Annotated in this window: 15 protein-coding genes; 14 read left to right on the top strand and 1 reads right to left on the bottom strand. The window is 63.3% G+C overall.

The features are described 5' to 3' along the window. Positions 1-2 precede the first annotated feature (2 nt). The 14 genes from traC (at position 3) to PMI02_RS17615 (ending at position 14294) form a co-directional block, all read left to right on the top strand. A complete protein-coding gene (gene traC, locus PMI02_RS17675) occupies positions 3-2567 on the top strand; it encodes a type IV secretion system protein TraC (RefSeq protein ID WP_007685329.1) in 2565 nt (854 codons plus the stop codon). After that, complete coding sequence (locus PMI02_RS17670) at positions 2564-2902, top strand: hypothetical protein (RefSeq protein ID WP_007685326.1); 339 nt, start codon at positions 2564-2566, stop codon at positions 2900-2902. Before traC ends, PMI02_RS17670 begins: the two co-directional genes overlap by 4 nt. Next, the gene (locus tag PMI02_RS17665) at positions 2895-3473 is read left to right on the top strand and encodes a TrbI F-type domain-containing protein (protein ID WP_007685324.1); all 579 of its coding nucleotides are present in this window, start codon (positions 2895-2897) and stop codon (positions 3471-3473) included. The genes PMI02_RS17670 and PMI02_RS17665 overlap by 8 nt, the downstream gene beginning before the upstream one ends. After that, positions 3457-3993, top strand: coding sequence for a S26 family signal peptidase (locus PMI02_RS17660; RefSeq protein ID WP_007685322.1), 537 nt, complete (start codon positions 3457-3459; stop codon positions 3991-3993). The genes PMI02_RS17665 and PMI02_RS17660 overlap by 17 nt, the downstream gene beginning before the upstream one ends. Further along, positions 3990-4646 carry a type-F conjugative transfer system protein TraW gene (traW, locus tag PMI02_RS17655; RefSeq protein WP_007685320.1) on the top strand — a complete coding sequence of 219 codons (657 nt, stop codon included), beginning with the start codon at positions 3990-3992 and terminating at the stop codon, positions 4644-4646. Before PMI02_RS17660 ends, traW begins: the two co-directional genes overlap by 4 nt. Beyond that, the gene (locus PMI02_RS17650) at positions 4643-4924 is read left to right on the top strand and encodes a hypothetical protein (protein ID WP_007685318.1); all 282 of its coding nucleotides are present in this window, start codon (positions 4643-4645) and stop codon (positions 4922-4924) included. The genes traW and PMI02_RS17650 overlap by 4 nt, the downstream gene beginning before the upstream one ends. Next, positions 4921-5928 carry a conjugal transfer pilus assembly protein TraU gene (traU, locus tag PMI02_RS17645; protein WP_007685316.1) on the top strand — a complete coding sequence of 336 codons (1008 nt, stop codon included), beginning with the start codon at positions 4921-4923 and terminating at the stop codon, positions 5926-5928. The genes PMI02_RS17650 and traU overlap by 4 nt, the downstream gene beginning before the upstream one ends. A gap of 142 nt (positions 5929-6070) precedes the next feature. Next, the gene (locus PMI02_RS27240; protein WP_007685312.1) at positions 6071-6241 is read left to right on the top strand and encodes a hypothetical protein; all 171 of its coding nucleotides are present in this window, start codon (positions 6071-6073) and stop codon (positions 6239-6241) included. After that, on the top strand, positions 6238-6984 hold the full coding sequence (trbC, locus tag PMI02_RS17640; RefSeq protein WP_007685310.1) for a type-F conjugative transfer system pilin assembly protein TrbC: 747 nt from the start codon (positions 6238-6240) through the stop codon (positions 6982-6984). The genes PMI02_RS27240 and trbC overlap by 4 nt, the downstream gene beginning before the upstream one ends. Next, positions 6981-8813 (top strand): conjugal transfer protein TraN, encoded by a 1833-nt coding sequence (locus PMI02_RS17635; protein WP_007685308.1) that lies wholly within the window; start codon positions 6981-6983, stop codon positions 8811-8813. The genes trbC and PMI02_RS17635 overlap by 4 nt, the downstream gene beginning before the upstream one ends. Continuing rightward, positions 8813-9187 (top strand): hypothetical protein, encoded by a 375-nt coding sequence (locus tag PMI02_RS17630; RefSeq protein ID WP_007685306.1) that lies wholly within the window; start codon positions 8813-8815, stop codon positions 9185-9187. The genes PMI02_RS17635 and PMI02_RS17630 overlap by 1 nt, the downstream gene beginning before the upstream one ends. Next, positions 9180-10034, top strand: a complete 855-nt coding sequence (traF, locus tag PMI02_RS17625; RefSeq protein ID WP_007685304.1) for a conjugal transfer protein TraF — start codon at positions 9180-9182, stop codon at positions 10032-10034. Before PMI02_RS17630 ends, traF begins: the two co-directional genes overlap by 8 nt. After that, positions 10034-11461: a conjugal transfer protein TraH gene (locus PMI02_RS17620; RefSeq protein ID WP_007685301.1), complete on the top strand. Its 1428-nt coding sequence runs from the start codon at positions 10034-10036 to the stop codon at positions 11459-11461. Before traF ends, PMI02_RS17620 begins: the two co-directional genes overlap by 1 nt. A 10-nt stretch (positions 11462-11471) precedes the next feature. After that, a complete protein-coding gene (locus PMI02_RS17615; protein ID WP_007685299.1) occupies positions 11472-14294 on the top strand; it encodes a conjugal transfer protein TraG N-terminal domain-containing protein in 2823 nt (940 codons plus the stop codon). Here PMI02_RS17615 and PMI02_RS17610 read toward each other — a convergent pair. Beyond that, a complete protein-coding gene (locus tag PMI02_RS17610; RefSeq protein ID WP_007685296.1) occupies positions 14291-14488 on the bottom strand; it encodes a hypothetical protein in 198 nt (65 codons plus the stop codon). The two genes, PMI02_RS17615 and PMI02_RS17610, sit on opposite strands and share 4 nt — an antisense overlap. Positions 14489-14537: the final 49 nt, after the last annotated feature.

Raw genomic sequence — 14537 nt, 5'->3', positions numbered from 1 at the left:
CCATGGGCTTGCTAGACAACCTTCGCGAAATGGTCCTCGGCGATGCCCGCAAGCCCGAGGTCAGGGCTAGGCCCGCTGCCGTGCCTATGCTCTCGCATTACTTGGGCTACCGCTCGTTCGACGAGACCCGCAAGATCTTCTACCAGGTCCGTTCTAAGGGGTTCGTGCTCGAGCTGGCGCCGATGATCGGCGGCGACGAGCGTACCGCCGACATCATCGGCACCATCTTTGCCGACATTCTGCTTCCCGGCTCCGCGTTCAGCATCGTCAACTATTCGAGCCCTCGCATCGCCGAGAAGCTTACCGAATGGATGCTGCCGCGCATGGAGGCCGGCGGCGTCTTCTCCACGCTCGCGCGTCACCGTGCGGAGAAGCTGCGCGGTGGAGCCTGGAAGTCGCTCGCCAGCGACGGTCCGTTCCACTTGCGCAATTTCCGGGTGCTGGCCTCGGTGGGCGCGCCGGACGGCTCGGGCATCAAGCTCGACGACCTCATCACGATGCGCGAGGGCCTGGTCTCCGCCCTCGACTCCATCAACATCCCGGTGCGGATCCTGGAGCCGGTCGAGTTGATCCGCTTCTTCGACGAGATCCTCTCACCTTCGACCGGGGCGGGCGACGACGCACCGGGCTACAACCGCTTCGATCCGATCAACGAGCAGTGTGTGCGCCGCGACCTGGTCACTCACGTCGAGAAGGACCGCCTGCTGCTGCACTCCCAGTCGCTTCGCCCGACCGGCTCCGTGGTCGACGGCGTGCCTGAGTACGAGGACTACGTGCCTGAGCGCTTCGATGTGCGCACCATGTCGATCCGCAATTTCCCCGACCGTTGGGCGCCCTGGGATACTCAGAAGACTATCGGCGACATCTTCAATCCCAAGCTCTGCCTGCCTTGTCCGACGCTGCAGTCGGTCTGCGGCGTGACCCCCGGAGTTGAGAGCTCGGAATCAAAGGCCGGCCGCAAGTTCGTACGCACGCAGTCGCTTTCCGAAGGGCAGGGCGTCAAGCTGGTCCCCAAGCTCAAGGATCAGGCTGCAGAGTGGCGTGCGGTCCAGGAGCGGGTCAAGAGCGGCGAGAAGCTGATCCGCTGCTACTATTCGGTCTCGATCATCGCCCCGCGCGGCACCGCGGAGACCGCCGAGCGCGCGATCAAGGGCCTCTACAAGGCGGCCGGGTGGGATCTCATCGACGAGACGCACATCCAGCTTCCCGCGTTCATGTCGCACTTCCCGCTGATGGTCGCCGATGGCCTGCAGTCGGACCTGGAACGCATGAAGCGCTTTCGCACCATGCTCTCGTCCAATGTAGCGGCGATTGCCCCGCTCCAGGGTGAGTACGTAGGCGGCCACATCCCGCACGTGCTGTTCGTCGGCCGGCGCGGTCAGCCCCAGTTCTGGTCGCCGTTCCAGAACAAGGCGGGGAACCACAACGTCGCGATCGCCGGCAAGTCGGGCTCGGGCAAGTCGGTGCTGCTGCAGGACCTCACCGCAAGCCTTGCCGGCGTGCGCGCCAAGACGATCGTCATCGACGATGGCCGCTCCTTTGAGCACATGGCCAAAGCGCTGAGCGGCACCTTCACCGAGTTCAAGCTGTCCTCGGGCATCTCGATCAACCCGTTTCGCATGATCGATCTCGATCTCGCAGGCGAGGACGAGGATTACCTCGTCGACTGCCTGGCAATGCTCAAGGCGATCCTGTCGCAGATGGCCCGCTACGAGAACCGGCTCAACGACACCGAGCGCGGCCTCATCGACCAGGCCGTCAATGCAGTCTGGAACGAGCGCCAGCGCGACGGCACCGTCGACGACGTCATTGCCTCCTTGAAGCTGCACAGTCATGAGTCTGCGGTGGATCTGGCGATGTCGCTGCTGCCGTTCTCGAGCGACGGCACCTACGGCCGTTTCTTCCTCGGTGACAGCAACCTCGACCTCTCGGCCGACCTCACCGTCTTCGAGCTCTCCGACCTTGCCTCGCGCGAGGAGCTCCGCAGCGTCGTCCTCACCTCGATCATGTTCGTGGCCTCGCAGACGATGCGGCGCATGAGCCGCTCGATCCCCAAGGCGCTGCTGATCGATGAAGCGTGGCAGATGCTCAAGGGCGGCGCCATGGCCGACTTCGTCGAGACCTACTCGCGCACATGCCGCAAATACGGCGCCTCGCTCATCACCGCGACGCAGTCGATCAACGACTACTATAAGTCGGACGGCAGCCGCGCCGCGCTCGAGAACTCCGATTGGTTCCTGATCCTGCAGCAAAAGGCCGAGACGATCTCGGACTTCCGCAAGTCTGACCGCTTCGAGATGACCGCCTACACCGAGACCCTGCTGCGCTCCTTGAAGCGCAACGGGGTCGAGTATTCTGACCTGCTGATCCGTGGTCCCGAGACGGAGACAGTGTGCCGGCTCGTGCTCGATGCTTATTCGGGCACACTCTACTCCTCGAGCCCCGACGTCTTCGCCCGCATCGAGGCGCTGGTGCACCAAGGCTGGTCCGTCGCTGACGCCATCGAGATCGTTGCCTTCCCGGATCGGGTTCGACCCAGCGAGGATTTGCTGGAGGCAGCGGAATGACGGCGTACCCGGTTCCTCGCCGCGCGACCTACAAGCCCTCTCGGCAGGTTGTTCTTGCGGTGTCCCTCCGCCTGTCGGGATGGCTCGCGGTAAACGCGCTCGTCGCCTTTGGCTTGGTTGGCCTGGTCGCCTTCACGATCGGTAGCTTCTCGATCCCGGGGATGATGCACCACCTGGCCAACCTCGCCTCGCGCTACATCGTCGCCGGCGCCGACCGCCAGCACCAGTTCGACATGATCCTGCTGTGGAGCGTGTCCGGGGCCTTCTGCGCCTCCGGGTTCTTCCGCCGCCATTCGCTCATGCAGGTCTTCTTCAAGGGAAGCGCCAATGACTGATCTCGAGGCTCCTCACACCGCCGGCGAACCGGCAGCCGAGCCCGCTGCCCCCAAGCGGCCAGCTGTCACCGCGACGCGCAAGCCGACCAGGCGCGGCATCGATGCGCGTCAGGTCCTGATGGTCGGTGCGTTAATTGGTGTCTCCTGCTGGGGAGCCTGGGTGACCAAGAGCCTCGTCACTCCCGCTCCCGGCGAGGGCCAGCTCGTAAAGCTGCAGCTGCAGGGCGTCATGACCGAGTACCTGCAGGCGCAGGCCCGCTCGGGCAGCGACGATCAGACTGCCGCCGCCGCCACGACGCGGTTCATGGCCGAGCTCGACAAGGCCGTGGCCGAGGTCGGCAAGTCGGGCCGTGTGGTGCTGGTCAACGAGGCTGTCATCGGCGGCGACATTCCGGACATTACCGCTCAGGTGAAGCAGGCGGTCTATTCCAAGGTGCCGATGCCCAAGGTCGCGGCTGTCACGCCGGTCGAGCAGGACATGCAGGCCTATCTTGCTGCGAACGGCGGCCAGAATGCCCCTACCGGATTGCCCCTCGACACCGTGGGAGCGGCCGGTGGCAACGCGCAGTGATCCAGCACCGGCGCGGCTTCGCCTGAGCTTCGGCAAGAAGCTTGCAGCGATCGGCGCGCTCGCGGTTGGGGCCCTCGCGCTCCAGAGCCTGTCTCACTGGGGGAGCTCTCACGCGTTGATGATCAACGAGAGTGAATCGCTGCCGAATTGGGCGTTCCTTGTCGAGGCGGGCCGGTTTCCTGCACGCGGCGACTACGTGATCTTCAACCCAGGCTCCGATCCACTGGTCATTAAGTATTTTGGTGAGCACCCTTCGGCCTTTGCCAAGATCGCGTACGGCATCCCGGGTGACGTCGTTAGCCGCAATGGTAGCGACGTCCTGGTCAACGGTCACAAGGTCGCTCGACTCAAGCCTCTGACCCGTCGCGGCGACCCGCTCGAGGCAGGACCTGTCGGCACGGTTCCCCGGAACTGTGTCTTTGCCGGGACCGACCACAAGGACGGCTTCGACAGCCGTTACGCGGCGATTGGGTTCGTCTGCGGTCATCGCATCGCTGGGGTGGGGAGGGCCATCCTGTGAAGATCCTGCCGTTCGCTCTCGCCGCCCTCGTCGGCGCCGTCGGTGGCACGATCCTGCCTTGGCAGACACCCGCCCATGCGGTTGATCACGGTCAGGTCGGTGAAGCCTGGCCGGTGGTCGAGCCCGACCTCCTCGATGTGATCCGCGCCAAGCTGGAAAGCGCCAAGGCCAGCGGCAAGCTCGACGAGCTCAACGCGCGGTTTGCCGAGAAGGTGAAGGCTCGCGTGATGCGGCCAGCGCCCGTCGCCGGCATCAGCGCGGCGATCGAAGACCGCGCCTGGGAGTTCGATCCGACCGTCGTGATCGAAAGCGATATCCGCGATCACAAGGGCAACCTCATCGCGGCCGCCGGCCAGCGGATCAACCCGCTCGACAAGATCTCGATGACGCAAAAGCTGCTCTTCATCGACGGCGATGATCCCGCGCAAGTGTCCTGGGCGATGGCGCAAGGCGACGATCTCAAGACCAAGGTCATCATGGTCAAGGGCTCGCCCTTCGATCTCATGAAAGCCAACCAGCGCCGCTTCTATTTCGACCAGGCCGGCTCGCTAACCGCCAAGTTCGGAATCGAGCAGACGCCGGCGTCGGTCGAACAAAAAGGCAAGATCCTCATCGTGACTGAGGACGCACTTGGGCAAGGGAAGGGCGCATGAACCCCTGGCTCGAAAAGCACATGCCCGCGCCCATGGCCGCGCCCGAAACCGCCGCGCTGCGCGCCGCCCGCGTCAGGCTAATCGTGGCGCTTGTCGCCCTCGGCGCCATGACGGCGTTCTGGCCCGTGATCGCCGGCCGGGTGGCACTCGGTGTGTTTGGGGGTCTGGCAGTCTTCATCGCCGTGCAAGGCATCTTCTGGATGCGCGCCAAGAACACGGCGGACGACGACTACCTGATGTCGCGGATGACCGACGATGACGGGGATGGTCTGCCATGAACAAGTGGGTGCTCCAGATCCTCTTTGGGTTGTTCCTGTTCATGCCGGGCGTGGCGAAGGCGCAAGTTCCTACCGCCGCTTGTTCAGGGAGCTTTGTCAATCCGATCACCGACGTTTGCTGGGGCTGCATGTTCCCGCTCTCGGTCGGCGGCCTCAAGATCTGGCCCTCCTCTCGCGCTGACACCAACAATCCGGACTCCCCCATCTGCCTGTGCGGCTCGCCTATTCCGCGCATCGGGATCGAGATGGGCTTCTGGGAGCCCGCGCGACTTATCGACGTCACCACCAAGCCGTTCTGCTTCCCCAACCTTGGCGGGATCAAGCTCAACCCGGGCCTGTCGATGGGGGGCGGCTATGCCGCCAACACAGGCTCGAATGGGGGCACCGACACCGCCAAGTACCACGTCCACTACTACGTCTATCCGCTGCTCTACTGGATGGAGATCCTGACCGACTTCCTGTGCTTCGAGCAGGCCAGCTTCGACGTTGCCTACATGACCGAGATCGACCCGCTGTGGCAGGACGATGCACTTACGACGCTCATCAATCCCGAAGCGTTGATCTTCGCCAACCCGCTGGCGCAGGCGGCCTGTGCCGCGGACTGTGTCGCGGCAACGGCCGCGCTGCCGCTCAACGAGCTGTTCTGGTGCTCTGGGTGCCAGGGCTCGATGTACCCCTTGAACGGCAACATTGGTGCCAGCACCGGAATGACGCAATCGGGCCGGCTCGCGGCCGAGCGGATGGTCTATAAGATGCATCGGCAGGCGCTGGGGTGGGGCACGATGGGCTCCAAGGCCCTGTGCGGCAAGTACGTCATGCCTATCCTCAAGAAGAGCCAGTACCGCCTGCAGCAGGTCAATCCGACGCCGATGGTGTCGGGACGCGAGTCCTGCTCGCCGATCGGCGGCTCGGTCCTGCTTCCACGCGCCGCGCGCACGTACCCGGTGAAGGGCGAGGACATGGGCTTCCTCCTCTGGCGCAAGCGTAACTGTTGTGCGCTGTGATGGCGGAAGGGTCCCAACTCTCGCCCCCGCCTCTTGCGATCTGGTTGCAAGCCGCAGGCATGGTCCTGGCGGCGGTGGGAATAGCTGTCAGCGTCGTCGAGTTCGTGGTGGACTTGACCGGCGTCGCACTCGGAGGCGCGGCATGAGCACGTGGAAAACCATTGCTGTTTGGGTTCTCATCCTTGGCCTGACAGCCGCTGCCTACACGTTCTTTGATGCCGCTGAGCACCGGTGGGCGACCTCCGAAGAGGCGGCAAAGGACGCAGCCTGGATGAGGAAGATGGAAGCCGAAATGGAGAAGGTGCGGCCATGACGATGCGATCTTCGTTCCTGGCCGCGATCGGCGTCCTGTCTGTAGGGCTCGTCAGCGCGGCACTGGCGCAGACGATCGAGGGCCTCGATCTGCAAGGCGTCGAGAAGCGCGGCGAGGCCGCTCAGGAAGACGCGCAGGCGCTGGTCGATTTCGTCAAAGGGCAGGGCGAGCCTCAGGCCAAGGCGGCGCAGGCTGTCGTCGACGATGCCTACGACCGGATTGCCGACCTCGACGTTTCTGGCATCGCCGGCGGCAGCAAGGATGGCCCGATCGATTTCGACGCCATGGTCGCCGGCGCCAAAGGCAATCTCGCGGGGCCCAAGTCGACGCCGCTGGTTATCGCCTTTGTCAGCCTGTCGATGCCCGAGGAATCGCTGCGCCGCACGATCCTCGATACGACCCGCGCCGGCGGCGTCATCGTATTTCGCGGCTTCTCGCAAGGCGGCGCCAAGCCGTTCGTGCAGCTGCTCGCCAAGGCGGTCGACCAAAAGGACGCGCCCAACATCACGATCGATCCGCGCTTGTTCCGCGCGTTCAAGATCGACCGGGTGCCCACGATCGTGGCCGCCTCGGGCAGCTTCGAGCCGTGCGACCAGCTCGACTGCGTCACGCCGCCGCCGCCGCACGATCGGATCACCGGCAACGTGACGCTCAGCTACGCGCTGCAGACATTCGCGGAAGGGAAGGGGCCTGGTGCGCCTGCCTCTCGCGTCGCGCTGGCCAACCTGGTGAAGCGTCCGTGAAGTTGTGGCTGCCCTTCTTGATGGTGGGATGCGTGTTCTCGTCTCCTGCGCTGGCGCAGTCGGAGACGGCGAAGCAGGGCGAGGACCTCGCCAAGTCCGTGCGCGAGGGTTCGGCCACCACGATTCTGCAGAGCGGGGCGGAGAACAGCGTACCGGGCTATGGCGGAACCGACATCGATGCGTCGAAGTACCTCGACGACGATGAGGCGCTGACCGACGCGGGTGTGAACGCCCGCTACAGTGATCCGAATTATAGCGTCGTGATCGATCCGACCCGGCCCGAGTTCGATCCCTCCACAATCGATCTCTCGGCCGCCAAAACGATCGAGGACACTCCGGAGAGTTTCCTCGGTGCGGGCATGGGTGTCGGGGGCTCGGCGGCAGCATGTGAGCCGCTGCCCACCTCTGGCGCGGCAGGCTCCACGTATTATGAGACCTGCAACCAGGGGGACCAGCTGTTCCAGCAACAGCAGACCTGCACGTCCTCGCTGAACGTGCGGTTCGACCGGGTGAGCACCTGGATTTACTATACCTCGACCAGCGGGCCGTATGTTGCCCGGGGAGGGTTCGGCGCGGCCATTGCTGATGGTACTTGCAAGAGCAAAGGTACGTTTGGTTACTGCTCCGAGCTCAAGCGTTACGGGTACTCGCCAACGAAGGACTGCAAGGATACGGCTTACTCACCAGAAATATTCGAGTGCACTAAGGAGCTTAGTGGGCTGTCGGGGACAATGGCCGGTGTATTCACCGGGATTGATCCAGCGACAGGCACATATTGGTCATCAAAATCCGAGACGATCAGTCCGCCGATCGTCACCCGCAACGTGGCGGCCTGCTCCTACGCGTCAAGCGCGCAGTGCGTTGAGCAGGGTGCCGAGGTTTGCACCGACAGCGATCCGGTCACCCGCGTGATCGACGGCATACCGGTCACGCAGCCGTGCTGGGCCTGGTCACGCACGTTCCAGTGCACCGAGCGTCGCCCGGCCAACGATTGCAGCGAGCTGGACAAGAAGCCGGAGTGCCACTTCGACCATAACGAGTGCCTAAGCGAGAACGAGGACGGCTCGTGCAACGTCTTTGACAAGGTCTATGCCTGCAAGACGCCCGATACCGGAACTGGTGAGCCAGGCGGCTCGATCTGCGGCGGGGATCTCTACTGCATCAACGGCGAGTGCACCCAGGTCGAGCGCGAGGCCTCGACCGAGTTCAAGGATGCGATGGTCGCGGTCCAGACCATGGGGAACGTGCGTGATCACTTCGATCCGGAAACGATGACCCTGTTCAATGGCGAGAAGGCCGGCTGCCACAAGCCGGTGTTCGGTCTGGTCAACTGCTGCGCCGGCAAAACGTCGGGCTTGCTGACAACGGCAGCCGGCGCCGCGGCGATCGCCAGCGGTCCTGCCGCGATCGCCGCGCTAGCGACACCGTTTCTGACCATGTTCCTTTGTGACAGCGAGGAGATGATGCTCGACGTCAAGGATCGCATGGGTCTGTGCCACTACGTCGGCACCTACTGCTCGGACAAGGTGCTGGGCGTCTGCACTTCCAAGCGCAAGAACTACTGCTGCTTCGAGAGCAAGCTCAGCCGCATCCTGCAGGAGCAGGGCCGTGCCCAGATCGGCAAGTCCTGGGGCAAGGCCAAGGAGCCGGACTGCAAGGGCTTCCTGATCGAGGAATTCCAGAGACTCGACCTGTCCAAGATGGATTTCACCGAGGTCTACTCGGAGTTCATCGACGCCGCGAAGGTGCCAGATGAAGTCCAGACCTCGATCGAGATCCAGGACAAGATCGACGAATACTATCGGCTTCACGGGGGCACGGGAAACTAATGAGCGACGTCATTCAAATCCATGCCGACCGCCGTGTTCCGGACCTTAGCGTCTTCGAACTCGCGGTTGCCAGTGCCATCTCGCGCCAGGTCATCACCAACGACGAGGATCTGCAGGAGATCCTTTCGGACTGGTTCCTGCGCCAGGTTCGTGTTCCCGACGTGTCGGCCGCGCTCGACAGCATGGTCGAGCGCGGCATCGTGCGCCGCGGCGACGAAGCACTGTGTGGCTACGGCCTGACGCCCGACGGCATCAACGCCGTTACCACTCTCTATGGCGGCTGCATCCGCATGATCGATCGCGGTCTCGGCCTTCTCAACCCCTCCATGATCCTCGCTCTGCTAAACCTCACCAAGGAGTCTGGCCATGCGTAAGATTGGCTATGCGTTCCCTGCAGTTCTCGCCCTCGTAGCCCAGACCATAACCCCGATTGCAGCGGCGGCTCAGGACACCCAACCCGCGACGGCACCCACCACCGCAGCGTTCACCCCCACTTCCGCACTCACCCCGCGTGATGCTTTCTACTGCGAGCAACGCAAGCTTGGCAGCTGGTTCTATTGCGATCCGGACAAGGCGCGCGAAATGGCAAAGGGCAAGCCTGCCACGCCGGCAGTGCCCGCGGCCAAGCAGCTGGCAGCGATCAGCGAGCAGTTGGACGAGTTGAAGGCGCGCGCGATCCTGGAGCCGACGTCGGAGAATCTCGCCTCCTACATGCGCTTCCAGCGCGAGCAACTCGATCGTGCGTCGACCTTCGCCGACGTCTGGGGCCGCACGGTGTGGCAGAACCCTGATCTGGACTATACGCTGGAGCGGCCGATCAACTCGCTCGGCAAGCAGACGTGGATGACCGATCGCAAGGCCGCGAAGTCGTCGACGATGCAGGGGCTCTCGCAGCGCTACGGGGTGTTCTACTTCTACTCGTCGAACTGCTCGGCCTGCCGCGTCTTCAGCCCGATCGTGCGCTCGATCTCGGACCAGTACGGCCTTGAAGTCCTTGCTGTCTCGATGGACGGCGGCGGTAACGAAGCGTTTCCGCGCTTTGCCGTCAACACCGGCCAGTATCAACGCATGGGCCTGACCGGCAACCAGGTGCCGGCGCTGGTGCTGTTCGACACCCAGACCAAGCAGCCGATCCCGATCGGCTACGGCCTCATGGCGGCTGACGAGGTCATGGATCGTATCTTCACGCTGACGCAGACTGAACCCGGGAGTGACTACTGATGGCACGATCCCTCAATTGGCGTGAGCGCCTCGGCTTGGCGCTCAGCGTGCTGTCCGTGTCGCAGCTGGCGGTAGTCCAGGCACAGGCCAACGTCGGCAGCGAGCTTAACGACTTCTTCAACGACATGGGCGGCGCCGGCAATGCCTATGGCCCGACTGCCTTCGAAGGCCAGTCAGCCGGCTACTACACCGGCGGCGGGGTGTGGACGCGGTTCAAGAACAAGCAGGTCAACCCGGTCAACATCCAGTTGCCGAGCGTCAAGGCCGGCTGCGGCGGCATCGACATCTTCGGCGGCTCGTTCTCGTTCATCAACACCGACCAGATCGTTGCTATGCTCAAGGGCGTCGCCAGCAACGCGCTTGGCTTTGCCTTCCAGCTCGCGATCAAGTCGATCAGCCCGCAGATCTCCCAGACGATCGAGGAGATGGCGCAGAAGGTCGAGAAGCTGAACCAGATGAACATCTCGTCCTGCGAGGCCGCGCAAGGGCTCGTTGCCGGGCTGTGGGGCGAAAGCCAGGGCCGGGATTCAGAGGTCTGCAAGGCGATCGCCAACTCGCAGGGCTTCGCGACCGACTGGGCCAAGGCGCGGCAGGATTGCAACGCCGGGGGCGAGCGCACCGAAATCCTGGGCAAAAACGACGATGAGACGATCCCGTCCAAGTCGTACAATTACAGCTGGCACATGCTGAACAAGAGCTACCCCTCGTTCTCGCGCGAGTTCAAGGAGTATCTCATGTCGCTCGTGGGTACGATCATCTACCAGCGCGCCGATTCCGACGAGGGCACCGGCACTGTAAAATATGTCGGGCAGGGCAACCGCGATCTCATCCAGGGTCTGCTGCTCGGCACGTCTGACACGAACGTCCTGCGGTGCGACGAGACAGAGGACTGCCTCAATCCGACGCCAAGCGGCACGGTGACCATCAGCCAGGCTCAGGCGCTGCAGCCCCGCGTCGCCGCCCTGATCGGCTCAATGGCTACCAAGGTCCGCTCGAACGACGCACTCTCGGCCGAAGAGGTGGGAATCCTCGGCGGGACCAGCGTCCCGCTCTACAAGATCATCACCGTCAACGCGGCGGCGCAGATGGGCGGCATGAGCCAGGCCGACATCCAGGGGCTCGCCGAGATCGTCGCGGTCGATATGCTCGAGCAGATCGTCCAGGAGTTCTACGGCTACGTGCAGAAGGGGCAGGGCTCCTTCAACGAAGCGGACAAGGCGACGCTCGCGCAGTGGCGTGACCAGCTCCAGAACGTCAGCAAGGTGCTCGACGGCTATAGCTACAGCCTCAACGAGCGGCTTGTCCGCACGCAGACCTATGTCGATCGGGCGGTCTTCCTCGAACGCACGCTGCGCAACTCGATATCGCCCCAGATGTCGGCCGCGCTCTCCTTCCGTTCCGGCGCCACGGCGCAAGGGCTCAACTAGGACAGTTGCCATGCTTGAGGTCTTCACGATCGGCGGCGGTGAGTACATCGTCAACGTCCTGAACGCTGTTGCATCCTGGACCGGGGGAGGGGGCTTCCGCTCGCTGATCCAGGTCACGATGGTGATGGGTCTGGCCTACGTGCTGCTGGTGGTGGCGTTCAGCCTCAACTGGAAAGCGTGGCTCAACTGGTTCCTCTCAGCCACGCTAATGTACGGCGTGCTGATCGTGCCCACGACCGAGGTGAAGGTCACGGACCGGATCAACCCCGGGCTCGCGCCGGCCGTCGTTCCCAATGTACCGATTGGTCTGGCAGCGATCGCCTCGTTCACGAGCCAGATCGGGGACTGGCTGACCCAGCAGGCCGAGACCGTCTTCGTGATGCCCGATGCGCTCGAGTATCGTACTAACGGGATCATCTACGGCTCCCGGCTCTACGACAAGACGCGGGACTTCAAATTCCGCGATCCGCGCGTGAGGACCAACCTCACCGAGTATTTCAAGCAGTGCCTCTTCTACGATTTCCTGCTCGGCCAGAAGAACCCGAACGACGTCATGAACTCGAACGATATCCTGGCCGATATGGGCCCCGGCTCGCCGGCGCGGGCGATGTCGTACTGGAACGATGACGGTTCGACCGAGATCCGCACCTGTGCCGCATCCTATACCGCTCTTGCCGGCGCTGCGGGCATCCCGGCCAAGACCGACGAGGAGATCGGTAAGATTGCGCCCAGCTTCTTCCCGAACCTGACTCAGGCCGCCGCCAAGGCCAAGCTAGAAGCCGACCTGCCCGCAGTGGCAGCGCAGTTCCACGGTAGCACCCAGAACGCAGGCCAGATCTTTCAGCAGCGCGCGCTTACCGATGCCTTCCTCGAGGCGCGTGCGAACCTGTCCTCGGCCGATGGCGATACCTTCGCGATGATGCGCGCCGAGACCCAGGCCAAGAACACTTACACCTCGATTTCGCAGCAGGCGATGACCTGGGTGCCGCTGCTCAACATCGTTTTGGTGGTGGTGTTCTACGCGATGTTCCCGGTCATTTTCCCGCTGTTCCTCATGCCGCAAACGGGCGTCGGGGCGCTCAAGGGCTATCTGACCGGGTTCTTCTATCTCGCCGCCTGGGGGCCGCTGTATGCGGTCCTGCATATGTTCATCATGGGCCGCGAGGAGTCTGCCATGGCGGCGACCGCGCCCGGCGGCATCACCATGTCGACGATCGAGGGCATCGATGCCGTCAACGCCGATACGGCGACGATCGCCGGCTTCCTGATGATGTCGATCCCGTTCCTAGCTGGCGGTCTCGCCAAGGGCGCGATGACCATTTCGAGCCAGGCAACCTCGATGCTGGCCCCGGCGCAGTCCGCGGCCGAGGCAGCGGCGATCGAGCGCACCACCGGCAACTACTCTTACGGCAACCAGAGCTACCAGAACCTCACCGGTAATGTGGTTCAGCGCGATCAGTGGAACACGGCGCCGGCGTACACGGGCGGCTTTGGCCGTTCGACGTTCGTCAACGACAACGGCACACAGTCGGCGCAAACCGCCGACGGGTCGGTGGTCTATGACAGCCGGCCGGGTATCAGCAGCCTTGGCTTCACACCCAGCGTGTCGCGCTCGACCATGGCCGAAGTCAGCAAGGCCGCTTCCGAGCTCGAGACGCGTCGAACATCGCTTACGAACTCCAGGTCGGAGCGCGTCGCTGCGTTGGAGCGTGCGGGCTTTAGCTCAAGCAACGGCTTCCGTACGTCCAGCGGGTCTGAGGGATCCTCGGGGCATGGCAACACTGCAAGCCGGGGCGAGAGCCATAGCAAATCTGAGGGCTCCGGCGATCAGACTGGCTCTGGACGGGATATCGCCCAAGGAACAGATTCTAGCCGTTCCTCACAAGAGCAATATAAAGCCGGCGATAGCACACAATGGAACCTGGGTGGCGGCATTCCTCTGTTGAGGGGCGGCGGTAAAGGGCGCGCTGGCAGTAAGGGCGCGTCCGGAGGCGGTGCCAACGCAAACGTCAGTGGAAGCATTGGGACCGACGCTTGGGATGGCGTTGTGTTTTCCGACACGTCAAATCAGTCGCGAAGCGACCGCTCCAATATCAACTCGAGCGAAACCAGCAAACAAGGCGAGGATTATAGCCAGGACTTCCGGCTGAACGAAGAAGGCTACTCTCGCAGTGGCAATTTCTCCCGCAACGAAGGCTATTCCGAAAGCCGCTCATTCCGTGACAAAACGGTCGAAGAAATCCGCTCGATTGACCGTCAACTGGCCGAAATCGAGGAGGCCTCACGGTCGCTTGGGACAACCTGGACTATGCGCGAGGGCGGCGGCGTCCAAGTCAGTCAGGACCTTTCCCAGATCGTGGCAAGCCGGTATCAGGAATACGCCAATAGCGCCGAGTTCCGGGCGCTTGGAGCTCCGCCGCTACAGGCTCAGGACCTTAGCCCAACCCAAATGAGCGCGCGCGATATGATCGTTGATCGTATTGCGAGGGACTACGTCGACCACATCATGGAGCCAGTCCGTGATGAGCTCGTACCGCCTACTGAGCTACGTGGATCGGTCCAAGCGCCAAGCGACTTCAGCGAAGCGGATCTTCGCGGTAGCCTTGGCGCTGGCGGCGGCGGCCGCCATGGCGGGGGTGGTGATAGCGGTTTTGCCAAGTTCCAAGGCGAGGTGGCCGGAGCGATCAACGAGGGACGCGCCTCGATCGAAAGCAGACGTGCCGCATCCGAGACAAACCGGGCTAGCGCTGTGCAGGGCGCGGTGGACCTAAATCAGGATGCCAACGAACGGACGAACCGTACTTGGTTCCAGGATAAAGACCGTGGGCGTTAACCCACGGTCCCGTAGAGCATCACGACGAGAAATACGATCAGTCCAAGAAGAGCGGCGGCCATTTGAAGCGGTGTGCTAGGCCCATCGTCGACGTCCAGCGCTGCCGCTACGGTCGCCTCATGCGAGCGACGTAGTTGTTCGTCGAACTGCATACCGAGCGCATTACCGCCGGGGCTTCCATCATAAGGCAACATGGCAAGGCTCCTTTCCTCAAAAATATCATGGCTCGCGGCCAAAAGCCAG

Origin of the sequence: Novosphingobium sp. AP12 (genome assembly GCF_000281975.1) — a bacterium.
Lineage (GTDB): Bacteria > Pseudomonadota > Alphaproteobacteria > Sphingomonadales > Sphingomonadaceae > Novosphingobium.
This window is presented reverse-complemented; position numbering and strand designations above follow the sequence as displayed.